The sequence below is a fragment of the Mixta sp. Marseille-Q2659 genome (assembly GCF_940807255.1).
Lineage (GTDB): Bacteria > Pseudomonadota > Gammaproteobacteria > Enterobacterales > Enterobacteriaceae > Mixta.
The window spans coordinates 140,627-166,242 of record NZ_CALNWY010000004.1; the positions used below are offsets into that span (position 1 = coordinate 140,627).

Sequence of the window (25,616 nt, forward strand, 5' to 3'; positions counted from 1 at the left end):
ATGAAACAACCTCCTGCCGTCGCGCAGCCCGGCAGCCTTAGCCGCACGCTGACCCGGTTAAAAATGGGCCATGGCCGTAAGCTGGTTATCGCGCTGCCTTATCTGTGGCTGGTGCTGTTCTTCCTGCTGCCGTTTTTGATCGTGCTGAAAATCAGCTTTGCGGAGATTGCGCGTGCGATCCCGCCTTATACCGAGCTGATTAGCTGGGCGGACGATCAGCTGACGCTGGTGTTTAATCTCGCCAACTATCTGCAGCTGACGGACGATCCGCTCTATATCGACGCCTATTTGCAGTCGCTGAAGGTGGCGGCGATTTCCACGCTGATCTGTCTGTTGATCGGCTATCCGCTGGCGTGGGCGGTGGCGCACAGTAAATCCTCGGTACGCAATATTCTGCTGCTGCTGGTGATCCTGCCGTCGTGGACCTCGTTTCTGGTGCGCGTGTACGCCTGGATGGGCTTGCTGAACAGCAACGGCATTCTGAACCGCTTTCTGATGTGGCAGGGCGTTATCGATCATCCGCTGGCGATCCTCTATACCAATACGGCGGTCTATATCGGCATCGTTTACTGCTATCTGCCGTTTATGGTACTGCCGATCTATACGGCGCTGACGCGTATCGACTATTCGTTGGTGGAAGCTTCCCTTGACCTTGGCGCCCGTCCGCTGAAAACCTTCTTTAGCGTGATTGTGCCGCTGACCAAAAACGGCATTATCGCCGGATCGATGCTGGTCTTTATTCCGGCGGTAGGGGAATACGTGATCCCTGAACTGCTGGGCGGGCCGGACAGCATTATGATTGGCCGCATTCTGTGGCAGGAGTTTTTCAATAACCGCGACTGGCCGGTGGCCTCGGCGCTGGCGGTGATTATTCTGCTGATTTTGATTCTGCCGATTATCTGGTTCCACAAGCATCAAAATAAGACTCTGGGAGAAAAAGAATGAGTAATCTGCCCGCTGTTCGCTCTCCGTGGCGGCTGGTCATTCTGCTGCTCTGCTTTAGTTTTCTCTACGCGCCGATGCTGCTGCTGGTGGCCTATTCCTTTAACAGCTCGCAGCTGGTAACCGTCTGGGAAAGTTTTTCTCTGCACTGGTATCGGGTGCTGTTTCAGGACAGCGCGATGATCAGCGCGGTTACGCTCAGCCTGACTATTGCCGCGCTCAGCGCCACCATGGCGGTGGTGCTGGGCACCATCGCGGCGGTGATTATCGTGCGCTTCGGCCGCTTTAAAGGCTCGACCGGCTTCGCCTTTATGCTGACCGCGCCGCTGGTAATGCCAGATGTGATTACCGGTTTGTCGCTGTTGCTGCTGTTTGTCGCCATGGGCCATGCCATTGGCTGGCCCAGCGATCGCGGGATGCTGACCATCTGGCTGGCGCACGTGACCTTCTGTACCGCCTACGTTTCCGTAGTGATCAACTCGCGCCTGCGTGAGCTGGATCGCTCCATTGAGGAAGCGGCAATGGATTTGGGCGCCACGCCGCTGAAAGTCTTTTTCGTGATCACCGTGCCGATGATTGCGCCAGCGCTGGTTACCGGCTGGCTGCTGGCCTTTACGCTGTCGCTCGACGATCTGGTGATTTCCAGTTTTGTTACCGGGCCGGGCGCCACCACCTTACCGATGGCGATCTTCGCTACCGTGCGGCGCGGCGTAAACCCGGAAATCAACGCGCTGGCGTCGCTGATTTTGTTTGTTGTTGGGCTGGTAGGCTTTATCGCCTGGCGCTTTATGGCGCATGAAGAAAAGCAGCGCGTAAAGGATATTCAGAAAGCGCGACGTGGCTAAAGTCCGAAACCTTTGCCACTATAGATAGCGGGCCTCAGGCGCAGCCCTGAGCCTGCTGTCGCAACGGAAGGAGTTCGGTCAATGTCGGAAGTGTTCAGAGCCGGAAAAGCGGTCATCAGCCGCCCACAGGCGCCGGTGCCGGTGATTATTGCCGGTCAGGCGATTATTGCTATGCGTTGCCTGAGCGTACTGCTGCTGGCGAACGAACTGGGCTACGACGGCATTGCCGATTTTATTCACCGCAGCGCCCAGGCCTGGGATTCCACGCTGATCTTTATTGCCAGCCAGATGATTTTCTTTATTGAACTGCGCTGCGCCCTGACGTTGATGCGCGGCTCGCGCCGTGGCCGCCTGGTTTATCTGCTCACCCAGCTGATCGTTCTGTGCTATTTATGGACCGCCTCCATTGGCTGGATTTACCCGGAAATTTTTAGCATCAGCGGTGCTAACAATCTTGAGATCTTCCATCGGCTGATTCTGCATAAAATGCCCGACCTGCTGGTATTGCTGTTGCTGTTCCTGCCTGCCAGCAGTCGGCAATTTTTCCAGCGCGGCTGAGTCGCCGGTGCTACAATCCTGCCCCGCACCGGCATCCACACTCATCACAGGCTTTAACATGTATTGCGCACTTTACGATGCAGACCGCTGTCGCTCCTGCCAGTGGCTGACCACACCTTATTCTCAACAGCTGCAACGGAAACAGGATCATCTGCAGCAACTGCTGCATGCGTTTCCGGTTGAGCGCTGGCTGCCGCCGGTGGATTCGCCGCAGCAGGCGTTTCGCAACAAGGCGAAAATGGTGGTCAGCGGCAGCGTTGAGCGCCCGATATTGGGCATCGTGCAGCGGGACGGCGATCCGGTTGATTTAACCGCCTGTCCGCTCTATCCCGCAAGCTTTGCGCCGGTTTTTGCCGTGCTGAAGCCCTTTATTGCCCGTGCTGGCTTAACGCCCTATAACGTGGCGCGCCGCCGTGGCGAGCTGAAATTCCTGCTGCTCAGCGAAAGTTCGCTGGATGGCCGCCTGATGCTGCGTTTTGTGCTGCGCTCCACCGCCAAGCTGGCGCAGCTGCGCGCCGCGCTGCCGTGGTTGCAGCAACAGCTACCGCAGCTGTCGGTGATCTCCGCTAATATTCAGCCGGTGCATATGGCGATCCTGGAAGGCGACGAGGAGATTGCGTTAACGGAAAACCAGGCGCTGGCCGACCAGCTGAATCATGTGCCGCTCTGGATTCGACCACGCAGTTTCTTCCAGACTAATCCCGCCGTGGCGGCGCGCCTGTATGACACTGCGCGTCAGTGGGTCAGCGAGCTGGGCGTGCAGGCGATGTGGGATCTCTTTTGCGGCGTGGGCGGCTTTGGCTTGCACTGCGCCACGCCGGAGATGCAGCTCACCGGCATTGAGATTAGCGCCGAGGCAATCGCCTGTGCGCAACGTTCGGCGCGGCAAATTGGGCTGGAGAAGGTGCGGTTCGCAGCGCTGGACTCCACGCGTTTCGCCAGCGGAGAAGGCGAGATACCGGAGCTGGTGCTGGTGAACCCGCCCCGGCGCGGCATTGGCGCCGAGCTGTGCGATTATCTCAGCCGTATGGCGCCGCACTGGCTGCTCTATTCCAGTTGTAACGCAGAAAGCATGGCGCAGGATATTGCGCGTCTGCCGCATTACCGCATTCGCCGCGTGCAGCTGTTTGATATGTTTCCGCATACTGCCCACTACGAAGTGCTGACGCTGCTGGAACGGCAGTCGGCATAACAAGGAAAAAATTCTCCCGCCTTAGCGTGGCGGGAGAAAGTGAGGTTTGGTCTGAAGCGCCTGTGGCTGGCGGGCAGGATTTAGTGAGCAAACCACTTGTCGTTGATTTTCTGCAGCGTGCCGTCTGCTTTTACCGCCGCCAGCGCCGCGTTCAGTTTAGTCAGCAGCGCCTGATTGTCCGGGCGCACCGCAATGCCCAGTCCAGTGCCGAAATATTGCGGATCGGTCACGGCCTGGCCAACGGTGCCCAGCTGGGGATTGGCCTTCAGCCACTCATTGACCACTGCCGTATCGCCAAAGACGCCGTCAAGACGACCATTTTTCAGATCGAGGATAGCATTTTGATAGCTGTCGTAGGCGACGGTTTTAACTTCAGGATGTTTGTCCTGCAGATAACGCTGGTGCGTGGTGCCATTTTCCATGCCGATGCGTTTTCCCTTCAGCGCCGCCATATCGGCATATTTGCCTTTCTGGGCAATCACCACCGCCGAGTTGGCGTAGTAGGGCTGGGTAAAGGCGACCTGCTTGCTGCGCTCCGGCGTAATATCCATGCCGGAAATCACCGCGTCATAACGACGAAATTTCAATGCCGGGATCAGGCTGTCGAAAGCGTTATTGGTAAAACTGCACTCCGCTTTCATCTGCTGACACAGGGCTTTCGCCAGATCGATGTCAAAGCCGACAATTTGGTTATCGCTGCTTAAAGATTCAAACGGCGGATAGGTGGCTGAAGAGGCGAAACGAATTTTTTCCGCTGCGCCAGCGTTAAGCGCAATGCCTGCCAGCGCGGCGGCCAGTAACCATTTTTTCATTGGGAATGCTCCTGTCTCTCATTATGATTGTTGCCCAGCGGCGAGAAACAAGATGCCATTGAATGAATGTTTATGCAACTAAAGTGTATAAATAATGGAAAAGGCGGGTTTTGGCCGCCTTTTTATTAACTGGGATGAGTCTTGCTTGCTAGTTGCGGCGTTCAAAGGCCAACGCACGATGTTCAATCAGGCGCATCAGCAGGGTGAGCAGGCCGTTCACACACAGATAGATCAGACCGGCAGCGGCAAAGACCATCACATCATAGGTGCGGCCATAGAGCAGCTGACCGTGGCCCATCACTTCCATCAGCGTAATGGTGTAGGCCAGCGAGGTGCTTTTAAACACCAGCACCACCTCATTCGAATAGGAGGAGAGGGCGCGTTTAAACGCATAAGGCAGCAAAATACGCAGCGTATCGCGACGTGTCATGCCGAGTGCCGCGCAGGATTGCCACTGGCCCGCCGGAATAGCGCGCACCGCGCCGTAAAACAGCTGGGTGGTATAGGCCGCGCTGTTTAACGACAGCGCCAGCAGCGCGCAGAGCCAGGGCTGTGAAAGCAGCTGCCAGAGCCAGTCAATTTTTTGAATAGAAGGAAACTGGCCCGGTCCGTAATAAATCAAAAAGATCTGTACCAGCAGCGGCGTGCCGGTAAACAGCGTGATATAGCCTTTCACCAGCTGGCTGACGACCGGCGTTTTCAGTGCCAGCACCATGGTAAACAGCAGAGAAAGGATCAGCGCCGCCAGCAGCGAGGCCACCGTCAGCGTCAGGCTGGTCTGCAGTCCTTTCAGCAGTTCAGGAAGATAGGCCAGCATCAGCTGTTCCCCCGTTCAAAACGCGTGGTGCGTAATTCAATGCGCTTCAACACCGCCTGGCTTAGCAGCGTAATAATCAGATAAATGGCCGCCGCAATCAGATACCAGGTAAAAGGTTCCTGCGTGCGGGTGGCGATACTGCGGGTTTGCAGCATCAGATCGTTAACGCTAATCAGCGAAACCAGCGCAGTATCCTTCAGCAGCACCAGCCACTGGTTGCCCAGCCCTGGCAGCGCGTGACGCCACATTTGCGGCATAATCAGGCGAAAAAAGATCGCTGATTTTTTCATCCCCAGCGCCTGGCCCGATTCCCACTGGCCGACCGGCACCGCCTTAAGCGCGCCGCGCAACGTCTGCGACGCGTAGGCGGAATAGAGAATCGACAGAGCGATGACGCCGCACAGGAAAGGACTGACGTCGAAATTATCGATCTGCATCTGTACCGGCAGTGAGAACAGGCCGAACGGAATGACAAAGCCGTCAGAGAGCATCAGCAACAGCTGCGAAGCGCCGAAATAGATAAACAGCACCACCAGAATTTCCGGCAGGCCGCGAATCAGGGTTACCAGCGCGGTGCCAGTCCAGGCGATCGGCCGCCAGCGCACCGATTCCCAACCGGCAAACAGCATCGCCAGCGTCAGGCCGACGAGCAGCGCGCAGACGGCAAGGCCGACGGTCATCCCGGCGGCGCTTGCAAGAGGAAAGAATTCGTTCATTGACTTACTGCTGGAACCATTTGCTGTAGATGGTTTTGTAGGTGCCGTCCGCTTTGACTTTATCCAGCGCGGCGTTGAATTTCTGCTGTAACGCGCTTTTGTTCTGGCGAACCGCAATGCCAAGGCCGGTGCCGAAGTAGGCTTTATCCGTCACTTTCTCGCCGACGGCGGTCAGGTTCTGGTTTTGCTTCAGCCACTCGTTTACCACCGCCGTATCACCAAATACCGCATCAATACGGCCATTTTTCAGGTCGAGAATCGCATTCTGATAGCTGTCGTAAGGCACGGTAGTGATATCGCTCTGCTTATCGGTCAGGTATTTCTGATGCGTGGTGCCGTTTTGCACGCCGACGCGTTTGCCTTTCAGCGCTGCGACATCGGCCACTTTGCCTTTTTGCGCGATAAACAGCGCGGAGTTTTCATAATAGGGTTTGCTGAACAGCACCTGTTTTTCGCGCTCCGGCGTAATATCCATACCGGCCATCACCGCATCGAAACGGCGGAATTTCAGGCTGGGGATCAGGCTGTCAAACGCCTGGTTAGTAAAGATACAGGTGGCGTTCATCTCTTTACACAGCGCGTTAGCCAGATCGACATCGAAGCCCTTAATTTGGTTATTGGCATCGACAAATTCAAACGGAGGATAAGAGGCTTCCGTCGCAAAGCGAATAGTGTCGGCAGCGGAAGCGCTCAGGCTGATACCGGTTAACAGAGCGGCAAGAACAATTTTTTTCATCTTTATGGCCTTACTCAGTGCGAGAGATAGTTAGCAAACGCTTCGGTTTGCGGCTGTGTAAAACGGCTGGCGTCACCCTGTTCAACAATATAGCCATTTTCCATGTACACCACGCGGCTGGCCGTTTTACGGGCGACTTCAACCTCGTGAGTCACGATGACCTGAGTGATGTTGGTTTGCGCCAGCTCGCGAATAATATTAACAATCTGGGCGGTGATTTCCGGGTCGAGCGCGGCGGTTGGCTCATCAAACAGCAGCACCGCAGGCTCCATCATCAGCGCGCGGGCGATGGCGACGCGCTGCTGCTGACCGCCGGAAAGCTGTAAGGGAAAGCGGTCGGCGTGCGGCGTCAGGCGCAGGCGTTCCAGCAATTTGTCGGCGCGCTCATGGGCGCGATCTTTCGCCAGACCCAGCACGCGACAAGGCGCTTCGATCAGGTTCTGTTTTACCGTCAGATGCGGCCAGAGATTATATTGCTGAAAGACCATGCCCACATTCTGGCGCAGCTCGCGAATGGCGTTGTCGCCGGGCTTTTTGTTGAAATCAAAATGATGACCGGCGATGCTGAGCGTGCCGGAACGCGGCATTTCAAGCAGGTTTAATACGCGCAGAAGCGAGCTTTTACCGGCGCCGCTTGGGCCAAGCAGCACCAGCGTTTCGCCTTCCGGGCACGTCAGCTGTATATCAAACAGCGCCTGCTGGGCGCCATAAAAGCAATTAATACCGTTAAGTTGAATACTCATGCGCAGAAAATGAATAGCAATTGATGCCGCGAATCTTAACGCTCACAGAATAGTTATGCAATCATTGTGCGTTAAAATTTATTAATGGGCAGTGGAATGCCTTAAGGCTAGCACAAGATTCCGCAATGCAGAGAAGTGGAAGTGAATAAGCAGGGAGATTTTATTCTTTTCGTGATAACCATAGCACCGCAGACAGGCGGTGCTATGCCAACACTATTATTTTTCGAGGAGCTGGCTCAGGGCGCCGCCGCCGGGACGCTGCCAGTTGGCGACGTAACGCACATCATCCACCGTCCAGCAGGTGCCTTCGCGCACCATCAGCACTTCATCCTGCCAGCTCACGCTTTTATCACCGGCGCGGGTTAAGGTCACGCGCAGCGGAATATTGCGTGCGTCGGTATTGGGGATGGTTGAGGCGTCGGCGACTTTGGCTTCAGTCGGCCCCTGCGCCAGGCTGGAGAAAAGATCGCCCTGGCGCCACTCGGCCGGTTTATCGGTTTGCGCATTGGCTTTCAACAGGCTTTGATACAGCTTTTCGCTCAGATAGGGACGGTAGCGCGCCAGCAGCTGGCTATCCGGCAGGCCCTGCGTCGGCTGAGCCGTACGTAAATCATAAAATTTCTGTGCCACGGTATCCGGTCCGCCATCCACGCAAGCGGCTGCACGCGTGCCGATGTCTTTATAGGCCGGCTCCACGGTGGTACAGGCGCTCAGCAGCAGAGCTGCCGGCAGCAGGGCGGCAAACGCTTTGTTTTTCATCTCATTTTCCTTATGGTCATCGGGCAAAGCTTTGTTTTAGCATACAGTATAGCCCTGCTTTTTAACTGCACGGGCTAAACTGAAGCTGAATCGGAAAAGGAGAAGATGATGAAATTAACCACAACGCCCACCCTTGAAGGACAAACCATTACCGACTATTGCGGCGTGGTTACCGGCGAGGCGATTCTCGGCGCGAATGTTTTTCGCGATTTTTTTGCCGGTATCCGCGATATTGTTGGCGGCCGCTCCGGCGCCTATGAAAAAGAGCTGCGCAAGGCGCGTGAAATCGCCTTCTCCGAGCTGGAGGCACAGGCGAAAGCGCTGGGCGCCGATGCGGTAGTGGGAATCGATATTGACTACGAAACCGTCGGCAAGGACAGCAGTATGCTGATGGTTAGCGTGAGCGGTACGGCAGTGAAAACGCGGTGACGAGAGGTATTGGGCTTTGCCTGCTGCTGCTGTTGGCAGGCTGCACCTCCGGCCTGGAGCAGCGCCAGGGCTATAGCGTGGATAGGCGCCAGGCGGCGTTTGGCGCCGAACCACGCGTCAAGGTGATCGTTATCCACTATACGGCGGAAGATTTTCCCTCTTCGCTGGCCACGCTGACGGATAAAGAGGTTAGCGTCCATTATTTGATCCCCACGCAGCCGCCACAGCATCACGGCACGCCGTTAATCTGGCAGCTGGTACCGGAAAAAGATCTCGCCTGGCACGCCGGCACCAGCTACTGGCGCGGCGCCACGCGCATTAACGATACCTCTATTGGGATTGAACTGGTCAATCCCGGCTATCGCAATACACCGCAGGGACGCCAGTTTTATCCCTTTTCCTCCGCGCAAATCAACGCGCTGCTGCCGCTGTTGCAGGACGTAATCAGCCGCTATCAGATCGCGCCGCAAAATATTGTCGGCCACAGCGATATTGCGCCGCAGCGCAAGCAGGATCCGGGGCCGCGTTTTCCCTGGGCGCAGCTGGCAGCGGCGGGCATCGGCGCCTGGCCGGAGAAACAGCGTGTAGCGACGTTGTTGCAGGGGCGCGATCCTTATCAGCCGGTGGCGCCGGAGGCGTTGCTGGCGCTGCTGGAGCAATATGGCTATGAGGTTAAGGCGGCGGTGACGCCGACCCAGCAGCGGAAACTGATCGCTGCCTTCCAGATGCACTTCCGGCCTGCGAATTACGCCGGACAGGCCGATGCGGAAACCCTGGCTATCGCGCAGGCGCTGCTGGAGAAGTACGGGCGCTAGCGTCGGTGCAATAAAAACGGCGCTGAGAGTTTCAGCGCCGTAACGGTTTACGTTGCGGGTTACTGCGTCGCCAGAAACGCCTGCCACTGATTTACCACCTGCTGCAGGGCGGCGCGATCGATATCCAGGTGGGTAACCAGGCGCGTTACCGGCCCCGCAGAGATCAAGATATTGCGCGCTTCCATCCAGGCTTTCAGCGGCGCGACCTGCTCCGATGGCAGCTGTGCAAAGACCATATTGGTGTGCTGGCTGACCTGCAGGCCGAGCGCGCTAAGCTGCTCCGCCAGCCAGCGGGCGTTATCGTGATCCTCTTTCAGGCGCATCACATTATTTTCCAGCGTGTAAAGCCCGGCTGCCGCCAGAATGCCCGCCTGACGCATGCCGCCGCCGGTCATTTTGCGCCAGCGGCGCGCGCGCTGAATATAGTCCGCATCGCCGCACAGCAGCGAGCCGACCGGCGTTCCCAGCCCTTTCGACAGGCAGATGGTTAAGGTATCGCAATAGCGGGTGAGCGACTCCAGCGGCAGCTCCAGTGCTACGGCGGCATTAAAAATACGCGCGCCGTCGATATGCAGCGCCAGCTGATGTTCGCGGGTAAAACGATACGCCTCAGCCAGATAATCGAGCGGCAACACCTTGCCGCCGATGGTGTTTTCCAGGCTGAGCAGGCGCGTACGGGCAAAGTGAATATCGTCAGGCTTAATCGCCGCTGCCACGTTAGCCAGCGGCAGGGTGCCGTCAGAGGCCGCCTCAATCGGCTGCGGCTGAATGCTGCCTAACACCGCTGCGCCGCCCGCTTCATATTTATAGTTGTGCGCCTGCTGGCCCACGATATATTCCTCGCCGCGCTGGCAGTGCGTGAGCAGGGCGACCAGGTTGGCCTGGGTGCCGGTCGGTAAAAAGAGCGCCGCCTCTTTGCCGCTCAGGCGTGCGGCTTCCGCCTCCAGTGCGTTAACTGTCGGATCGTCGCCGTAAACATCATCGCCGGTGCGGGCGGAGATCATCGCCGACAGCATGGCGGGCGACGGTCGGGTCACCGTATCGCTGCGTAAATCAATCACGTTGCTGCTCCTCAAAAAAACGGGCACCTGCGTGCCCGTAAAAGAAATTGTCTATGGTTTTACCGCAGCCAGTTGGTTTTTGCCAGCTCGACGACTTCGTCGCCGCGCCCGTTAATAATCGCACGCAGCATATAAAGGCTGAAGCCCTTGGCCTGTTCCATTTTGATCTGCGGCGGCATCGCCAGCTCATCTTTTGCCGTAATCACATCCAGCAATACCGGCCCGTCATGGGCGAAGGCTTCCTGAATCGCGCCGTCCAAATCGGAGGCTTTTTCTACGCGAATGCCTTTCACTCCGCAGGCGTTGGCGATGGCGGCAAAGTCAGGGTTTTGCAGATCGGTGCCGTCGGTCAGGTAGCCGCCCGCTTTCATCTCCATCGCCACAAAGCCCAGCACGCTGTTGTTAAAGACCACCAGCTTCACCGGCAGCCGGAGCTGCGCTACGGAAATAAAATCGCCCATTAGCATGCTAAAGCCGCCGTCACCGCACATCGCTACGACCTGACGATTCTTGTCCAGCGCCTGCGCCCCCAGCGCCTGCGGCATGGCATTGGCCATCGAACCGTGATTGAAGGAGCCCAGCAGACGACGTTTGCCGTTCATTTGCAGATAGCGCGCCGCCCAGACCGTCGGCGTGCCGACATCACAGGTAAAAATCGCATCTTCACGGGCAAAGTGGCTTAGCCGCTGCGCCAGGTATTGCGGATGGATCGCCTGTTTGTCGTTGGCTTTCGCCAGATCGTCCAGATCTTTGCGCGCGTCGGCATAATGTTCCAGCGCATTGTCCAGGAATTCACGATCGTTTTTATTTTGCAGGCGCGGCAGCAGCGCATTCAGCGTAGCCTTCACATCGCCCACCAGCGGCATATCAACGTGGCAGTGGGCGCCGATGCTGCCGGGGTTAATGTCTAACTGAATGATTTTCGCTTTGGTGGGATAGAAAGCGCGGTAGGGGAACTGGGTGCCGAGCAGCACCAGCGTATCGGCGTTCATCATGGCGTGATAGCCGGAGGAGAAGCCGATCAGTCCGGTCATGCCGACGCTGTAAGGATTGTCATATTCAATATGTTCTTTTCCGCGCAACGCATGCACGACCGGCGCTTTTAGCGTAGCGGCCAGCCCGACTACCTGTTGATGGGCGCCTGCACAGCCGCTGCCGCACATTAATGTGATGTTTTGCGCATCGTTCAGCAGTGCCGCCAGCTTATCCAGCTCGCTTTCCGACGGCTGAATAACCGGTGGCTGTGGCGGATACCAGGCGGGAGACATGGTTTCCGGCGCCGGTTTCAGCGCGACATCGCCCGGCAGCACGATCACGGAAACGCCGCGGTTAAGGATTGCCTTACGCATGGCGATGCCTAAAACCTGCGGCAGTTGTTCAGGGTTGGAAACAAGCTCGCAATAATGGCTGCATTCGCGGAACAGCTCCTGCGGATGCGTTTCCTGAAAATAACCGCTGCCGATTTCACTGGAAGGAATATGGGCGGCAATGGCCAGCACCGGCACATGATTGCGGTGACAGTCAAACAGCCCATTAATCAGATGCAAATTGCCTGGCCCACAGGATCCGGCGCAAACCGCCAGCTCACCGCTGATTTGCGCTTCGGCGCCTGCGGCAAAAGCGGCAACCTCTTCATGACGCCTGGGCATCCATTCAATGGTGCCCATACGGTTCAGGCTGTCGCTCAGCCCGTTCAGGGAATCCCCGGTGACTCCCCAGATACGTTTTACTCCGGCGCTTTCCAGCGTTTGGGCAATTAGCGCGGCAACGGTTTGCTTCATAGTGGCTCCTTACTGTGGTTGGCCATCATCCCGATGGCGAGACGTCAGACGATAAAAAGTCTAGTCAACGCCGCGCCGATCGGGTGAGTCACTATGCAACCGGGTATGTCTGAACGATCAGGCCAGCGCGATATCGCCCGCAGGCTGACAACTACAGGCCAGCACGTAACCGGCGGCGATTTCTTCCTCCGTCAGGCCAACTGTGCTGCTGGTCTGATAGTCGCCGCTCACCACGCGCGTTTTACAGCAGCCGCATACCCCGGCGCGGCAAACCGCTTCCACCGGCACCTTGTGCTGTTCCATCGCCGCCAGCAGCGACCAGCCCGCCGGAAATGCAGCGTTGCTCAGCTGCTGCGTTGCGCTACTCAGGTGGTAGCGCACGCCGTTATCCTCGAGCTCATCCGCTGCAGGGGCGGTGAACTGTTCACGCAGCACTTTGGTGGCGCCGAGCGCCCGTACCGCATTTTCCGCCGCGTCCATATAAGGCTGCGGGCCGCACATCATAACCGTGCGCTGCGCCAGGTTCGGCACCTGCTGCGCCAGAATGTCTGGCGTCAGGCGGCCTGCAAGCATATCGGCTTCCGGCTGTTGCTCGGCGATGATCGTCAGCTTCAGCCACGGGCGCAGCGCCTGCAGCGCTTCAGCGAAGATCACATCACGCGGCGAGCGCACGCTGTAGATCAGATGCACATCGGTTTGCGGACGATTCGCGTGCAGCCAGCGCGCCATCGACATTACTGGCGTTATGCCGCAGCCCGCCGCCAGCAGCAGATAGTGCGAATCCTGATGCTGCTCGCAGCTAAAGCTGCCCTGCGGATCGGATAACCAGACGAAATCGCCCGGCTTCACCTGCTGCGTCAGCCAGCCGGAGCCTTTACCCTGCTCGATATAGCGAATGGTCAGGGTGATAAAACGGCTCTGGCCCGGCGTCGAGGAGAGCGTGTAAGCGCGTACCTCGTCGCTGTTGCCGATGCGCACCAGCGCAAACTGGCCCGCCTGCCAGCGGTAAAAGTCATGGTCGATTAGCGCCAGCGTCCAGACATCCGGCGTTTCCTGAGTAATATGGTGAACCTGCATGCGCCAGGGACAAAGCGTAGTGGTATTCATGGTTTACTCCTGTGGGCCAAGGATCGCGGCAAGGTCGTTTTCAACGGTGGTAACCGGGATCATGCCAAACTCTTTTTTCAGAATGGCGAGCAGGTTATCGGTCAGGAAAGCTGGCGCGGTTGGCCCGGTGCGGATGTTTTTCACGCCAAGTGACAGCAGCGTCAGCAGCACTACGATCGCTTTCTGTTCGAACCAGGAAAGCACCAGCGACAGCGGCAGATCGTTGACGCCGCAGTTCAGTTTTTCCGCCAGTTTGACCGCCAGCACAATCGCAGCGTAGCTGTCATTACACTGACCGACATCCAGCAGGCGCGGCAGGCCTTCCAGCGTACCGAAATCAAGCTTATTGAAGCGATATTTGCCGCAGGCAAGGGTCAGGATCAGGCAATCATCCGGCACCGCCGTTGCCAGGTCGGTGTAGTAGCTGCGTTTGTCGCGGCTGCCGTCACAGCCGCCCACCAGGAAGACGTGACGCAGTTTTTTCTGCGTAGCGAGATCGATAATGGAATCGCAGGCATCGAGCAGGACGCGACGACCGAAACCAACGGTAATCTCATGGGGAATTTCGCTCCACGGGAAGCCTGCCATGCTTTGCGCCTGTTGGATCACCGGCGCGAAATCATCGCCGTCGAGGTGGTTGACGCCCGGCCAGCCCACAATGCTACGGGTCCAGATTCGGTTTTGATAATCGCCGATGGTTGGATCGATAATGCAGTTGGAGGTCATTACAATCGGGCCAGGGAAGCGGGCAAATTCGCTTTGCTGATTCTGCCAGCCGCTGCCGTAGTTACCGACCAGATGAGGATATTTATTCAGGCCCGGGTAGCCGTGAGCAGGTAGCATTTCGCCGTGAGTGTAGACATTCACGCCGGTGCCGGCGGTTTGCTCCAGCAGCAGCTGCAGATCTTTCAGATCGTGGCCGGAAATCAGGATCGCCTTGCCAGCAACCGGACGCACATTGACCTTAACCGGCTGCGGATCGCCATAGGTGGTGGTCTGCGCTTCGTCCAGCATTTCCATAATGGCAAAGTTCATTTTGCCGATGTGCATCGCTTCCGCCAGCAGCGCGTCGACGTTGTTGGGGCGGGTGCCGAGCCACGACATGATCTGATGATACTGTTGATAAACATCATTATCGTAGCGGCCATGCACATGGGCATGTTCCATATAGGCGGCAGCGCCTTTCAGGCCATACAGGCAGAGCAGACGCAGGCCGACAATATCTTCATGGTCGTCACCGGCATTCAGCGCGAACGCCTGCGCCTGCTGCTGTAATACTTCCGCATCGCTGCCGTTAAGCGACAGATGAGCCAGCGGATGTTCCGGCTCGTTCAGCCCCAGAACGGCGCAGCGGGCTTTCAGCTGGTCACGATAGTTTTGCGCCTGAACGGCAAACGCAATAATGCGATCGGAATCGAAGTTAACGTTGGTTAAGGTTGAGAAGAAAGCGCGCGGCGCAAAGCTGTCAATTTCATGCTCAATGATATTTGCGCTACGTGCGTGCAGCGCCCAGGCAGAAAGGCTCTGCAGCACCGCAATCAGCAGATCCTGCAGATCGGAAGTTTCTGCGGTTTTGCCGCACATGCCCTGCGCAAAAGCGCAGCCATTGCCAGCCGGAGTGCGTATTGTTTGCTCACATTGCACACAGAACATTTAGGTATCCCTTTATAAGTTGTATTTTACATGCAACTTATAAGGACAAGCATGGCTGGCAGGCAAGCGGAGGCTGAGATAATTGCAGCCGATTTGATCTGAAGCAAAAAGAAAAGGGGAGGCGGCCTGAATTTTGGCCGCCTTCTTATCAGGAGGAAAAGAGGGCAATGAGTACCGGCGCCGCCAGGCTCAGGGCGAAGCCATGCACTATCGCGGCAGGCACAATTTCCAGGCCACCTGCACGCTGTAAAACCGGCAGCGTAAAATCCATTGAAGTGGCGCCGCACAGACCGAGCGCGCCCGAACGGTGACGGCGAATAAGCATCGGAATCAGCATGATAGCGATCAGCTCACGCAATAGATCGTTGAAAAACGCAGCGCTGCCGATCACCGGTCCAAAACTTTCCGTCATCAGAATGCCCGATAGCGAATACCAGCCGTAACCGCTGGCCAGCGCCAGACCGGTGGTTAACGGTAGCCCCAGCATCAGCGCCGCCAGCATGCCGCCGACAAAGGCGCTTAAGCAGACCACGACCGCCACGATCATTCCACGCCGGTTTAGCACAATCTGGCGCAACGTCATCCCACTGCCGCGCAGCTGGAGACCCACCAGGAACAGCAGCAGGAAGAGCGCATATTCGCTGGCCTGCGTGGCATGATGCAAAAATGTCCAGCTGGTCAGGCCGAGTAAAAAACCTAAGACCACGACGCCTAACAGCTTGAGCGATTCCAGCGCCATATGAAGCCGCGAAGGCAGCGCTTCCTGCTGGTGTTGATGGTGCCAGGGACGTCGTTTTTCCAGCAGGCGCAGCGCCAGCAGGTTACAGGCCAGAATCGCGATCACGCTGACGCTGGCGATATGCAAAATCGCCAGCAGGTTGGCCGCCAGGTTATCGAGAAACGCCAGGCTGATGCCCATAAAAAACAGGATGATATAAACCATCCAACTGAGTAAGCGGTTAACCAAACGCTGTAAGGTGTGGGATTTAAGCGGTAGCAAGTAGCCGATAATCAGCGGTAGGAGAATAATAAGCAGGCCTGAGTACATATCCCTGTAAGTCCATAAGTAAATTTGACGAACCTCACGCTAGCGAAAATTAGCAGAGTCGTAAAGCCCAACGCTGGATTTGTTAATAACTGGCGTCATGGCGGTTATGCGGAAATTAAGTAAATGAAATCAACCAGTCAGTGGTTTTTCCATAAGAGCTGTTTTATGAGGTTAAGCCAAAATTCAGTGGTGCGGGGTTAAAGATGCATTTAATATGCAACTTATGATTACATCCTGAGGTAAAAGCAATGTCATTACGCACACTCTCTCTGGGACAGATTGCCATTGAAATTCCTGGCTCCACCGCGCTGTTTCATCAATACGATCTCGATTTCTGCTGTGGCGGTAAGCATACGCTGGAAAAGATGGCTCAAAAACGCGGCCTGGATATTGACCAGCTGGAAAAAGAATTCCAGCAGTTGACGCAGCAGGAAATGAATGAAGAAGACTGGCGTAATGCGCCGCTCCCTGCGCTGATTGCACATATTATTGAGCGCTTCCATAACCAGCATCGTCAGCAGCTGCCCGATTTGATTAGCATGGCGGAAAAGGTTGAACGCGTGCATGGCGCTAAACCCGCTTGTCCGCTTGGGCTGACCAAAGTGATTCAGGACGTTTATCAGCACCTGAGCAATCATATGATGAAAGAAGAGCGTGTGCTGTTTCCGATGATTGAGCAGGGTTTCGGCTCCCATGCTTCCGATCCTATCGCCGTGATGGAATTTGAACATAATGAAGCGGGCGAGCAGCTGGAAGTGATCAAATCGCTGACCAATAACCTTACGCCGCCGGAAGGCGCCTGCACCACCTGGCGCGCGCTCTACAGCGGCATCGATCGATTTATCAAAGATCTGATGCTGCATATTCATCTGAAAACAACCTGTTGTTCCCACGCGCGCTGCGCGGCGAGTAACATCTTTGAACGGCCTCCTGTTTTGTCAGGAGGCGGTATCCTTCGCGCACTGCTCATCGTCCGAGCTGATAAAGATCAGACTGCCGTTTGCTGCTGTCCGCAGCGTTATCTTTCTCTCGCCAGGCACTGGCGAGGCGAAATTTACCTTTCTTTTATTACCGGCTTATCAAAAAATAAAATGTGCTTTTCTTCAGCAGGTTAATCGTGCGAGGCACAAATGGTGTAGCCTGAGATTGCCTGCTCATTATCCTTTGGCAAAGAAGAAAATCGCTCTGCTAAGAATAATCACAGCGGGATAAATGTGGGGTTGAAAGAAATTTCTTAGCCCCCATCTTTATAAGGTGTCCCAAATACGTTAATAAAAATGCCAGCATCCGTCGCTGGCATTTTTTAGTCGGGTTGTACAGAATGTGTTAGCGCGGTTCAGGCCCGGATGCCTTCAGCGACCTCCACCGGAACGATAAGGCTGGCGTGATTACCTTTAGGGCCTTGATGGACAGCAAACTGTACCTGTTGCCCGGCTTTGAGCGTCCTGTATCCCTCCATCTGGATTGAGGAATAGTGGGCAAAGATATCATCGCCGCCGCCGATCGGGCAGATAAAGCCGAATCCTTTGGCGTTGTTGAACCATTTAACTGTACCCTTCTCCATACTTCTGGTTCCCTCGCAAGACGTTTTTTTACTATGTAGGTGAGGTAGTGAAGCTGTAGCGAGTTGTTTAAAACTCCATCAGCTTGTGCTTGTAGAATGTAGAGAAACGAGGGGGAGCGTCAAGCCATCGGCCGGTTCAGGCATTGATAAAATCGCTAAACTTTGAGGTAGTTAACGCTATTGCCAAATTTGTGATAGCGGTCGCGCCCGTAAGAGTACGGATATTTTTTCACCCGCGCGAAGCCTGACGGCGCGCGTGTTACACTGAATATGGCATGCGGCTTTCGTGCCAGTACGCAACACAGATTACGACGGAACATTATGGGAAACACTAACGACTGGCTTAACTTTGAACATCTTGCAGAAGAGAAACTGCGCGAGGGTCTCAAGCCGCCTTCGATGTATAAAGTTATACTTAATAATGACGATTACACACCTATGGAATTTGTTGTTGACGTTCTGCAAAAGTTCTTTTCTTATGATATTGAGCGTGCAACGCAACTGATGCTCAGAGTGCATTATCAGGGCAAAGCAATTTGCGGCGTCTTTACCGCCGAAGTGGCTGAAACGAAAGTCGCGCAGGTGAATCGCTATGCTAAAGAAAATGAGCATCCGTTGCTGTGTACGCTGGAAAAAGCCTGATCGGCATTGTGCTATTCCGGCATAAACCGTAGGGCGATAATTGGGGGAGGTGCCTAATGCTCAATCAAGAACTGGAACTCAGTTTAAATATGGCTTTCGCCAGAGCGCGTGAGCACCGTCATGAATTTATGACCGTCGAGCATCTGTTACTGGCGTTGCTCAGTAACCCGTCGGCCAGAGAGGCACTGGAAGCCTGTACGGTGGACATCGTGGCTCTGCGGCAGGAACTCGAAGCCTTCATCGAACAAACCACGCCGGTGCTGCCGGTAACGGAAGAAGAGCGCGATACCCAGCCGACGCTCAGCTTCCAACGTGTTTTACAGCGTGCGGTTTTTCACGTTCAGTCGTCCGGGCGCAGCGAAGTTTCCGGCGCGAACGTGCTGGTGGCTATTTTCAGCGAGCAGGAGTCGCAGGCGGCTTATCTGCTGCGCAAGCATGAAGTCAGTCGTCTTGACGTGGTGAATTTTATTTCCCACGGCACGCGTAAAGACGAATCAGGCCAGCAACAGGGGCCGGAAAATCAGATTAACGAAGAGCAAGCAGGCGGGGAGGAACGTATGGAAAACTTCACCACCAATCTTAACCAGCTTGCTCGCGTTGGCGGTATCGATCCGCTGATCGGCCGCGACAAAGAGCTGGAACGCACAGTTCAGGTGTTGTGCCGTCGTCGTAAAAATAACCCGCTGCTGGTGGGCGAATCGGGCGTAGGTAAAACCGCCATCGCCGAAGGCCTCGCCTGGCGGATTGTGCAGGGTGACGTACCGGAAATCATTAAAGATTGCACTATCTATTCACTGGATATTGGTTCGCTGCTGGCTGGTACCAAATACCGCGGCGACTTTGAGAAGCGTTTTAAAGCGCTGCTGAAACAGCTGGAGCAGGATGAAAACAGCATTCTGTTTATCGATGAAATCCATACGATCATCGGTGCCGGCGCCGCTTCTGGTGGACAGGTAGACGCAGCCAATCTGATTAAGCCGCTGTTGTCGAGCGGACGTATCCGCGTGATGGGTTCAACCACCTATCAGGAATTCAGCAATATTTTTGAGAAGGATCGTGCGCTGGCGCGTCGCTTCCAGAAAATTGATGTTACCGAACCGAGCGTGGAAGAAACGGTGCAGATCCTTAATGGACTGAAATCAAAATATGAAGCGCATCATGATGTACGCTACACCGCGAAAGCGGTACGCGCTGCAGTTGAGCTGGCGGTGAAATATATCAACGATCGCCATCTGCCCGATAAGGCGATTGACGTCATCGATGAAGCGGGCGCGCGCAGCCGTTTAATGCCGGTCAGCAAGCGCAAGAAAACCGTTAACGTGGCGGATATTGAATCGGTCGTGGCGCGCATTGCGCGTATTCCTGAGAAAAGCGTTTCCGCAACCGACCGCGATACGCTGAAAAACCTCGGCGAGCGTCTGAAAATGCTGGTCTTTGGACAGGATAATGCGATTGAGGCCTTAACCGAGGCGATCAAGATGAGCCGCGCCGGACTTGGCCACGAGCGTAAGCCGGTAGGTTCTTTCCTGTTTGCCGGGCCGACCGGGGTAGGTAAAACCGAAGTCACGGTACAGCTGGCGAAGGCGCTGGGCATTGAGCTGCTGCGTTTTGATATGTCCGAATATATGGAACGTCATACCGTTAGCCGTCTGATCGGCGCGCCTCCGGGCTACGTCGGTTTCGACCAGGGCGGTTTGCTGACCGATGCGGTTATCAAACATCCGCATGCCGTTGTGCTGCTGGATGAGATTGAAAAGGCGCACCCTGATGTTTTCAACCTGCTGTTGCAGGTGATGGATAACGGGATGTTGACCGATAACAACGGGCGCAAAGCGGATTTCCGTAACGTGGTGCTGGTGATGACAACCAACGCCGGGGTACGTGAAACCGAGCGTAAATCTATCGGCCTGATCCATCAGGATAACAGCACCGATGCGATGGAAGAGATCAAAAAGATCTTTACGCCGGAGTTCCGTAACCGCCTCGATAATATTATCTGGTTCCAGCATCTCTCACCTGAGGTGATCCATCAGGTTGTTGATAAGTTCATCGTGGAGCTGCAGGCGCAGCTGGATGCGAAAGGCGTTTCGCTGGAAGTGAGCGACGAAGCGCGTGAGTGGCTGGCTGAAAAAGGTTATGACAAAGCGATGGGCGCGCGTCCGATGGCGCGTACCGTACAGGAAAACCTGAAAAAACCATTGGCTAACGAACTGCTGTTTGGTTCGCTGGTGGATGGCGGATCGGTCGCGGTGAATCTTGATAAAGAGAAGAACCAGCTGACCTATCATTTCGTTAGCGCTGAGAAGCGCAAAACGGAAGGGACCGTGCAGTAAGCGCATCCAGTCTCGTCATAGCTTAAAAACAAAAGGCCGGTTAATCCGGCCTTTTTACTGTCAGTTCTACGATGTCTGGCAGAGGGTTGGACAAAATGGCAACCCATTCAGCAAGCGTCAGAAAAAGAATGTACTAAGTTAATACAAAAGCGAAAGGCCAGCATTAGCTGGCCTTTTTTGTCATGCAGGCGTTAATGTTCAGATTAACGCAGAACTTTATTAACGACTACGGAAGACAATGCGGCCTTTGCTCAGGTCGTACGGGGTCAGCTCAACAGTGACTTTGTCGCCCGTCAGAATGCGGATGTAGTTTTTGCGCATTTTACCGGAGATATGAGCGGTAACCACGTGTCCGTTTTCTAATTCCACGCGGAACATGGTGTTAGGTAACGTATCCAGTACGGTACCCTGCATTTCAATATTGTCTTCTTTGGCCATCGAATCCTCTGGGTGGACATCCAAGTTTTGAATCGGCAAGATAATGCCGAATTCCACTAATTATGTAAAGAATTGTTGGTTATTATACCAACGCCCGCATGCTGCAATCGCGCAGCATACAAGCATAACCTTTGTCGTCTGATGACAGTGACGCGAGCGAAGGGGGAATAGCGGCTAAGAATCTGTTTATCGGCCACAGCCAGAAAACAGTTCTGTGATGCGTGGTGATTCCCAGCCTGGTAATTCCGGTGCGCTTACGCAATAAACGGACGACATACCAAACTTTCCTATTATACCACCATTCCTCACGGTTGCGTGTAAAACATCGGCCCGGCGGGAAAAAGCGTATCTGCCTGCCAGCAGGCTTCGCTGACCGGCGTATCCGCCAGTCTGCTTAACGCCAGCAAATACTCAATGCGCGGGATCTCTTTCGCACCCAGCGAGGCGGTGTGGGGATTTAATACCTGACAGTCAATCAACTGTCCGCCATGCTGGCTAAAATGCTGGCAAAAAACCAGCAGCGCCGTTTTCGACGCATTTTCACTGCGGCTAAACATCGACTCGCCGCAGAAAATTTGCCCCAGCGCCAGACCATACAGACCGCCCACCAGTTCTCCGTCGCGCCAGACTTCAACAGAGTGCGCGTAGCCGAGATCGAACAGACGCCACCAGGCGCGTTTGACTTCCGGTGTGATCCAGGTGCCTTCGTCGCGATCGCTGGCGCAGCCTTCGATCACCTCAGCAAAGGCGCGATTCATGGTGACATGATAAGGGGAGCGGCGATGAAATCGCTTCATGCTGCGGCTGAAGTGAAACTCCTGCGGAACCAGTACGGCTCGCGGATCGGGCGACCACCATAAAATAGGATCGCCTGGTGAAAACCACGGGAAAATGCCGCGATGGTAAGCGTTAAGCAAACGCGCCGGACTGAGATCGCCGCCCATAGCCAGCAAACCATTGGGTTCGCGCAACGCCATCTCCGGCGGCGGAAAGTTAAGCGATTCCCGTGACAGCTGAATCAGTCGCATTTATCGGATGTCCCGCAGTCTCAGAAGCTATGACTATAGCGTAAACCGCTGCTGAAAATGCCAGTAGCGTCCGCCTTTTGAGATTAATTCGCGATGGTTTCCCTGTTCGATGATCTCGCCCTGATCCATCACGCAAATTCTGTCCACTTTATCCAACCCTTGCAGGCGATGCGTCACCATTATCACCGTTTTGTGAGCGGTAACGCGGGCCAACAGGGTAAGAATGTGCTGCTCCGTTTCCGCATCCAGCCCTTCAGTGGGTTCATCGAGCAGCATAATCGGCGCATCGTGCAGAAGGGCGCGCGCAATCGCCAGACGGCGTAATTCGCCGCCGGAAAGCTGACGTCCACCCTCACCGAGCCAGGCATTCAGCCCTTCGCTGGTGGTTAACAGCGTTTCCAGACCGACCTGTTTCAGCACGGCTGCCAGTTCGGCATCACTGCTGCCCGGCGCGGCTAACAATAAATTGTCGCGTAGCGTTTGATTAAACAGATGAACACGCTGGCTGACTACGCTGATGGCGGCGCGCAGCGCGGGTTCGCGCCATTGCGTTAGCGGTCGGCCCTGTAGCCAGATTTCTCCTTCCTGAGGATCCCAGGCGCGCGTCAGCAACTGCAGCAAGGTGGTTTTGCCACAGCCGGTTGGACCGAGCAACGCCACGGTCTCGCCGGGGGCAACCTTCAGTGACAGACGATGAAGGGCAGGGGAAAGCCCGTTCGGATAGGTAAAGGTAACTTGTTTTAACTCCAGCGCGCCGACTTGCGGGGCAGGATCGCCTGGCCCGTCGGGAAACTGTACGCCAGATCTGGCGTTGATAATCTGACTGACGCGGTCGGCAGAGGAAAAAACCTGGCCAAGATGAAGAAAAGCCGCGCTCACTGGCGCTAATGCTTCAAACGCCGCGAGGCTGCAAAAAACAAACAGGGCGATTAGCGCGCCGGGTTGCGGCCATTCGCCTACGCCGCCTGCGCTTAGCCAGAGCATTAGCGTTACCGTTATACCGCTAATCAGCAGCAGCAGCGCCTGCGATAAGCCCGCCAGGCTGGCCTGCCGGGATTGCGCCTGTTGCCAGCGTTGCTCACTCTCATCCAATTGCCGACGGCTGGATTCAAGGCCGCCGTAAAGCGACAGCTCAGCCTGAGCCTGCAGCCAGCGGGTGAGCTGTAAACGATAGTACGCTCGCTGTGTGGTAATGGTTTCGCCCGCAGGCCGTCCGGCACGATAAAATAGCGGCGGAAGCAGTAAAAGCGTAAACAACATCATGCTTCCCAGCGTCAGCGCCAGCGTGACGTCCAGCCAGCTCAGGCCGAGCGTTACTACAATAATGACCGCAACCGCGCCGAGGAACGGCGAGATAACGCGCAGATAAAGATGATCAAGCGTATCCACATCGGCGACAAAGCGGTTTAGCAAATCACCCTGGCGGAATACGGCAAGTCCCGCAGGCGCCAGCGGCAATAAACGGCGAAAGGTAAACACGCGCAGATGCTGAAGTACCCGAAAAGTCCCGTCATGGCTCACCAGACGCTCAAAGTAGCGCGCGGCGGTGCGGATAATCGCTGCGCCGCGCACACCCGCCGCGGGAAGCATGTAGTTAAAACTATACAGACCGGCACTGCCGGCCAGCGATGAGGCCGCCAGAAACCAGCCGGAAAGCGTCAGCAGGCCGGTACTGGCAAGCAGTGTGATGATGGCCAGCAAAATACCCAGCAGCAGTCGCCAAAAGTGGCGGCGATAGAGCTGCAGAAAAGGACGTAGTTTCGCCATTAGCTCCTCTCCTTCTGGCGATGCGCCAGCAGCGCGGCAAACGGGCCGGACTGGCTGCTAAGCTGTTGCCAGCTGCCGCGCTCGATAATTTTTCCTGCGCGCATGACCCAAATCTCATCCCACTGCGCCAGTTCATTCAGCTGATGCGTAACCAGCAGTGTGGTTTGCTGATGCGACGCAGCCAGCAGGGCACGCATCACATGCTGTTCGCTACGGACATCCAGGCTGGCACCCGGCTCATCCAGCAACAGCAAGCCGCAGGATTTCAGCAACGCGCGCGCTACGGCGATACGCTGCGCCTGCCCGACCGACAAGCCCGTAGCCTGATCGCCGATTTCGCTCTCCAGACCCTGCGGCAGCCGGGCAATAAACTCATCGACGCCAGCCAGCGCCAGCACCTCCTGCAAACGCGCGGCGGAAGCCGACTGGCCGTTAAGAATATTCTCCCGTACCGTCAGCGCCGGCAGCTGGGGATTTTGTCCGACCCAGGCAATCGCCTGATGCCAGCTGCTGCGCTGCAGCGAGCGTAGCTCGTGACCATTAATACGTAACGAACCCTGATAAGGAAGAAAGCCCAGCAGCACATTGACCAGCGAGCTTTTTCCCGCACCGCTTTGCCCGACCAGCGCAATGCGACGCCCTGGGGGCAGCGAAAAATCGAGCGGGCCCGCCAGCGGCGTCCCATCTGGAGCGGTGATAATGAGCCCCTGTGCCTCGATCCGTAAGGGTTGATAAGGCGCCAGCGGCTGAGTGCCTTCCGCAGTGTAGCTATCATCCTGCGCGGTCATGAAGGTATGCAGCGCATCCGCTGCACCTGTCGCCTGCGCTTTGGCATGATAAAAGGTGCCTAAATCCCGCAGCGGCTGGAAAAACTCCGGTGCCAGAATCAGGGCAAGGAAACCGGCAAACAGCGTGACGCCGCTGCCATAATGACCAAAATCGAGTTCGCCCAGATAGGAAAAACCGAAATAGACGGCGACGATGGCAATTGAAATCGATGCGAAAAACTCCAGCACTGCCGATGAAAGGAAAGCGAGTCTTAATACTTCCATGGTGCGCTGGCGAAACGCTTCAGAGGAGGCGGCGATCGCCTGGGTTTCTGCCGCGCCGCGATGAAACAGACGCAGCGTGTCTAAACCGCGCAGGCGATCGAGGAAATCGCCGCTCAGCCGCGCCAGCGCCAGAAAATTACGGCGATTGGCATCAGCGGCACCCATGCCGACTAACGCCATAAATAGTGGAATCAGCGGGGCGGTCGCCAGCAGAATGCATCCAGCGACCCAGTTTACCGGGAAAATCACCAGCAGAATAAGACAGGGAATGGTGACGGCTAAGCTCATCTGCGGCAGATAGCGGGCATAATAATCCTGCATATCTTCGGTCTGTTCCAGCAGCAAGGTCGCCCAGCTTCCGGCAGGCTTTCCCTGAATCCAGGCGGGCCCAAGCTGTTGCAGGCGATCGAGTACCTGTTTACGCAGGGTGCGGCGGATTTTTTCTCCCCCCCGGTAGCCGACCTGTTCGCGCAGCCAACTGAGCAGGGCGCGAGCAGCGAAACAGGATAAAAGCAGCAGCATGGCTGGCAGCCATTGCGTGCGCGGCTGTTGCCCGATAATCAAACGATCCATCAGCGTAGCCAGTAGCCATGCCTGAGCAATAATCAGCAGCGCGCTTAGCAAGCCCAACAGAGTTGAAAGGGTAGTCCAGGGCCGGGCATGTACGCGTTGTTGACGTAGCCAGCGGGTAAGTTGTTGTTGACGTTTCTTTTCCATCCGAAGCCGTTTCATAAGAAAAGCAGGCTGGCCAATATCGCCAGATACTGTGCCAGCAGAG

Annotated in this window: 24 protein-coding genes and 1 pseudogene; 9 read left to right on the forward strand and 16 right to left on the reverse strand. The window is 55.9% G+C overall.

Annotation, left to right across the window (positions count from 1 at the left end; all coding sequences use genetic code 11):
- From potH to rlmC, 4 genes are all read left to right on the forward strand, one after another.
- A complete protein-coding gene (potH, locus tag P3C52_RS04850; protein ID WP_275554067.1) occupies window positions 1-945 on the forward strand; it encodes a putrescine ABC transporter permease PotH in 945 nt (314 codons plus the stop codon).
- Entirely contained in the window at window positions 942-1,787 is an 846-nt protein-coding gene (potI, locus tag P3C52_RS04855; RefSeq protein ID WP_275554068.1) for a putrescine ABC transporter permease PotI, read from the forward strand. The genes potH and potI overlap by 4 nt, the downstream gene beginning before the upstream one ends.
- Before the next feature lie 81 nt (window positions 1,788-1,868).
- A complete protein-coding gene (locus tag P3C52_RS04860) occupies window positions 1,869-2,345 on the forward strand; it encodes a YbjO family protein (protein WP_275554069.1) in 477 nt (158 codons plus the stop codon).
- Window positions 2,346-2,403: 58 nt separating this feature from the next.
- Complete coding sequence (rlmC, locus tag P3C52_RS04865) at window positions 2,404-3,537, forward strand: 23S rRNA (uracil(747)-C(5))-methyltransferase RlmC (RefSeq protein WP_275554070.1); 1,134 nt, start codon at window positions 2,404-2,406, stop codon at window positions 3,535-3,537.
- A gap of 80 nt (window positions 3,538-3,617) precedes the next feature.
- Here rlmC and P3C52_RS04870 read toward each other — a convergent pair whose 3' ends face one another.
- The 6 genes from P3C52_RS04870 to P3C52_RS04895 all read right to left on the reverse strand — a co-directional run bounded on the left by P3C52_RS04870 (window position 3,618) and on the right by P3C52_RS04895 (window position 8,120).
- Complete coding sequence (locus P3C52_RS04870) at window positions 3,618-4,349, reverse strand: arginine ABC transporter substrate-binding protein (RefSeq protein WP_275554071.1); 732 nt, start codon at window positions 4,347-4,349, stop codon at window positions 3,618-3,620.
- A gap of 148 nt (window positions 4,350-4,497) precedes the next feature.
- The gene (gene artM / locus P3C52_RS04875) at window positions 4,498-5,166 is read right to left on the reverse strand and encodes an arginine ABC transporter permease ArtM (protein WP_275554072.1); all 669 of its coding nucleotides are present in this window, start codon (window positions 5,164-5,166) and stop codon (window positions 4,498-4,500) included.
- Window positions 5,166-5,882 carry an arginine ABC transporter permease ArtQ gene (gene artQ / locus P3C52_RS04880; protein WP_275554073.1) on the reverse strand — a complete coding sequence of 239 codons (717 nt, stop codon included), beginning with the start codon at window positions 5,880-5,882 and terminating at the stop codon, window positions 5,166-5,168. The genes artM and artQ overlap by 1 nt, the downstream gene beginning before the upstream one ends.
- 4 nt (window positions 5,883-5,886) lie before the next feature.
- Window positions 5,887-6,618: an arginine ABC transporter substrate-binding protein gene (gene artJ / locus P3C52_RS04885; protein WP_275554074.1), complete on the reverse strand. Its 732-nt coding sequence runs from the start codon at window positions 6,616-6,618 to the stop codon at window positions 5,887-5,889.
- A 14-nt stretch (window positions 6,619-6,632) separates the two neighbouring features.
- On the reverse strand, window positions 6,633-7,361 hold the full coding sequence (gene artP / locus P3C52_RS04890) for an arginine ABC transporter ATP-binding protein ArtP (RefSeq protein ID WP_275554075.1): 729 nt from the start codon (window positions 7,359-7,361) through the stop codon (window positions 6,633-6,635).
- A 216-nt stretch (window positions 7,362-7,577) separates the two neighbouring features.
- Window positions 7,578-8,120 (reverse strand): lipoprotein, encoded by a 543-nt coding sequence (locus P3C52_RS04895; protein ID WP_275554076.1) that lies wholly within the window; start codon window positions 8,118-8,120, stop codon window positions 7,578-7,580.
- 108 nt (window positions 8,121-8,228) lie between these two features.
- Between P3C52_RS04895 and P3C52_RS04900 the strand changes: the two genes are divergently transcribed.
- Both P3C52_RS04900 and P3C52_RS04905 read left to right on the forward strand, forming a co-directional pair.
- Complete coding sequence (locus P3C52_RS04900) at window positions 8,229-8,549, forward strand: heavy metal-binding domain-containing protein (protein ID WP_275554077.1); 321 nt, start codon at window positions 8,229-8,231, stop codon at window positions 8,547-8,549.
- Window positions 8,546-9,364, forward strand: coding sequence for an N-acetylmuramoyl-L-alanine amidase (locus P3C52_RS04905; protein ID WP_275554078.1), 819 nt, complete (start codon window positions 8,546-8,548; stop codon window positions 9,362-9,364). Before P3C52_RS04900 ends, P3C52_RS04905 begins: the two co-directional genes overlap by 4 nt.
- A gap of 59 nt (window positions 9,365-9,423) precedes the next feature.
- Here the strand turns inward: P3C52_RS04905 and ltaE are convergent, their stop codons facing one another.
- The 5 genes from ltaE to P3C52_RS04930 form a co-directional block, all read right to left on the reverse strand.
- Window positions 9,424-10,425, reverse strand: a complete 1,002-nt coding sequence (ltaE, locus tag P3C52_RS04910) for a low-specificity L-threonine aldolase (protein WP_275554079.1) — start codon at window positions 10,423-10,425, stop codon at window positions 9,424-9,426.
- A 59-nt stretch (window positions 10,426-10,484) separates the two neighbouring features.
- On the reverse strand, window positions 10,485-12,206 hold the full coding sequence (poxB, locus tag P3C52_RS04915) for a ubiquinone-dependent pyruvate dehydrogenase (protein WP_275554080.1): 1,722 nt from the start codon (window positions 12,204-12,206) through the stop codon (window positions 10,485-10,487).
- Between the two features lie 117 nt (window positions 12,207-12,323).
- A complete protein-coding gene (gene hcr / locus P3C52_RS04920) occupies window positions 12,324-13,313 on the reverse strand; it encodes an NADH oxidoreductase (protein ID WP_275554081.1) in 990 nt (329 codons plus the stop codon).
- Between the two features lie 3 nt (window positions 13,314-13,316).
- Window positions 13,317-14,966, reverse strand: coding sequence for a hydroxylamine reductase (gene hcp, locus P3C52_RS04925; protein ID WP_275554082.1), 1,650 nt, complete (start codon window positions 14,964-14,966; stop codon window positions 13,317-13,319).
- Between the two features lie 148 nt (window positions 14,967-15,114).
- Window positions 15,115-16,014 carry a lysine exporter LysO family protein gene (locus P3C52_RS04930; protein WP_275554083.1) on the reverse strand — a complete coding sequence of 300 codons (900 nt, stop codon included), beginning with the start codon at window positions 16,012-16,014 and terminating at the stop codon, window positions 15,115-15,117.
- A 248-nt stretch (window positions 16,015-16,262) separates the two neighbouring features.
- Here P3C52_RS04930 and ytfE point away from each other — a divergent pair.
- Window positions 16,263-16,927 (forward strand): annotated as a pseudogene (gene ytfE, locus P3C52_RS04935) (iron-sulfur cluster repair protein YtfE).
- A 423-nt stretch (window positions 16,928-17,350) separates the two neighbouring features.
- Here ytfE and cspD read toward each other — a convergent pair.
- Window positions 17,351-17,578 (reverse strand): cold shock-like protein CspD, encoded by a 228-nt coding sequence (cspD, locus tag P3C52_RS04940; RefSeq protein ID WP_275554084.1) that lies wholly within the window; start codon window positions 17,576-17,578, stop codon window positions 17,351-17,353.
- 321 nt (window positions 17,579-17,899) lie between these two features.
- Here cspD and clpS point away from each other — a divergent pair, with 321 nt between their 5' ends.
- Window positions 17,900-18,220, forward strand: a complete 321-nt coding sequence (gene clpS, locus P3C52_RS04945; RefSeq protein ID WP_275554085.1) for an ATP-dependent Clp protease adapter ClpS — start codon at window positions 17,900-17,902, stop codon at window positions 18,218-18,220.
- A gap of 56 nt (window positions 18,221-18,276) precedes the next feature.
- Window positions 18,277-20,553, forward strand: a complete 2,277-nt coding sequence (clpA, locus tag P3C52_RS04950) for an ATP-dependent Clp protease ATP-binding subunit ClpA (protein ID WP_275554086.1) — start codon at window positions 18,277-18,279, stop codon at window positions 20,551-20,553.
- Window positions 20,554-20,772: 219 nt separating this feature from the next.
- Here clpA and infA read toward each other — a convergent pair whose 3' ends face one another.
- The 4 genes from infA to cydD form a co-directional block, all read right to left on the reverse strand.
- Window positions 20,773-20,991, reverse strand: a complete 219-nt coding sequence (gene infA / locus P3C52_RS04955) for a translation initiation factor IF-1 (RefSeq protein ID WP_002211347.1) — start codon at window positions 20,989-20,991, stop codon at window positions 20,773-20,775.
- 305 nt (window positions 20,992-21,296) lie between these two features.
- A complete protein-coding gene (gene aat / locus P3C52_RS04960; protein ID WP_275554087.1) occupies window positions 21,297-22,019 on the reverse strand; it encodes a leucyl/phenylalanyl-tRNA--protein transferase in 723 nt (240 codons plus the stop codon).
- Window positions 22,020-22,052: 33 nt separating this feature from the next.
- A complete protein-coding gene (cydC, locus tag P3C52_RS04965; RefSeq protein WP_275554088.1) occupies window positions 22,053-23,786 on the reverse strand; it encodes a cysteine/glutathione ABC transporter ATP-binding protein/permease CydC in 1,734 nt (577 codons plus the stop codon).
- Window positions 23,786-25,555 carry a cysteine/glutathione ABC transporter permease/ATP-binding protein CydD gene (gene cydD, locus P3C52_RS04970; protein ID WP_275554089.1) on the reverse strand — a complete coding sequence of 590 codons (1,770 nt, stop codon included), beginning with the start codon at window positions 25,553-25,555 and terminating at the stop codon, window positions 23,786-23,788. The genes cydC and cydD overlap by 1 nt, the downstream gene beginning before the upstream one ends.
- Window positions 25,556-25,616: the final 61 nt, after the last annotated feature.

Bases quoted from the DNA above. Each gene is read 5' to 3' on its own strand.
- hcr (WP_275554081.1), bottom strand. From the start codon at position 13,313: ATGAATACCACTACGCTTTGTCCCTGGCGCATGCAGGTTCACCATATT.
- artQ (WP_275554073.1), bottom strand. From the start codon at position 5,882: ATGAACGAATTCTTTCCTCTTGCAAGCGCCGCCGGGATGACCGTCGGC.
- potI (WP_275554068.1), top strand. From the start codon at position 942: ATGAGTAATCTGCCCGCTGTTCGCTCTCCGTGGCGGCTGGTCATTCTG.
- rlmC (WP_275554070.1), top strand. From the start codon at position 2,404: ATGTATTGCGCACTTTACGATGCAGACCGCTGTCGCTCCTGCCAGTGG.
- clpA (WP_275554086.1), top strand. From the start codon at position 18,277: ATGCTCAATCAAGAACTGGAACTCAGTTTAAATATGGCTTTCGCCAGA.
- artJ (WP_275554074.1), bottom strand. From the start codon at position 6,618: ATGAAAAAAATTGTTCTTGCCGCTCTGTTAACCGGTATCAGCCTGAGC.
- P3C52_RS04895 (WP_275554076.1), bottom strand. From the start codon at position 8,120: ATGAAAAACAAAGCGTTTGCCGCCCTGCTGCCGGCAGCTCTGCTGCTG.
- hcp (WP_275554082.1), bottom strand. From the start codon at position 14,966: ATGTTCTGTGTGCAATGTGAGCAAACAATACGCACTCCGGCTGGCAAT.
- artP (WP_275554075.1), bottom strand. From the start codon at position 7,361: ATGAGTATTCAACTTAACGGTATTAATTGCTTTTATGGCGCCCAGCAG.
- poxB (WP_275554080.1), bottom strand. From the start codon at position 12,206: ATGAAGCAAACCGTTGCCGCGCTAATTGCCCAAACGCTGGAAAGCGCC.
- potH (WP_275554067.1), top strand. From the start codon at position 1: ATGAAACAACCTCCTGCCGTCGCGCAGCCCGGCAGCCTTAGCCGCACG.
- P3C52_RS04860 (WP_275554069.1), top strand. From the start codon at position 1,869: ATGTCGGAAGTGTTCAGAGCCGGAAAAGCGGTCATCAGCCGCCCACAG.
- artM (WP_275554072.1), bottom strand. From the start codon at position 5,166: ATGCTGGCCTATCTTCCTGAACTGCTGAAAGGACTGCAGACCAGCCTG.
- clpS (WP_275554085.1), top strand. From the start codon at position 17,900: ATGGGAAACACTAACGACTGGCTTAACTTTGAACATCTTGCAGAAGAG.
- aat (WP_275554087.1), bottom strand. From the start codon at position 22,019: ATGCGACTGATTCAGCTGTCACGGGAATCGCTTAACTTTCCGCCGCCG.
- cspD (WP_275554084.1), bottom strand. From the start codon at position 17,578: ATGGAGAAGGGTACAGTTAAATGGTTCAACAACGCCAAAGGATTCGGC.
- P3C52_RS04900 (WP_275554077.1), top strand. From the start codon at position 8,229: ATGAAATTAACCACAACGCCCACCCTTGAAGGACAAACCATTACCGAC.
- P3C52_RS04870 (WP_275554071.1), bottom strand. From the start codon at position 4,349: ATGAAAAAATGGTTACTGGCCGCCGCGCTGGCAGGCATTGCGCTTAAC.
- cydC (WP_275554088.1), bottom strand. From the start codon at position 23,786: ATGGCGAAACTACGTCCTTTTCTGCAGCTCTATCGCCGCCACTTTTGG.
- cydD (WP_275554089.1), bottom strand. From the start codon at position 25,555: ATGGAAAAGAAACGTCAACAACAACTTACCCGCTGGCTACGTCAACAA.
- P3C52_RS04930 (WP_275554083.1), bottom strand. From the start codon at position 16,014: ATGTACTCAGGCCTGCTTATTATTCTCCTACCGCTGATTATCGGCTAC.
- infA (WP_002211347.1), bottom strand. From the start codon at position 20,991: ATGGCCAAAGAAGACAATATTGAAATGCAGGGTACCGTACTGGATACG.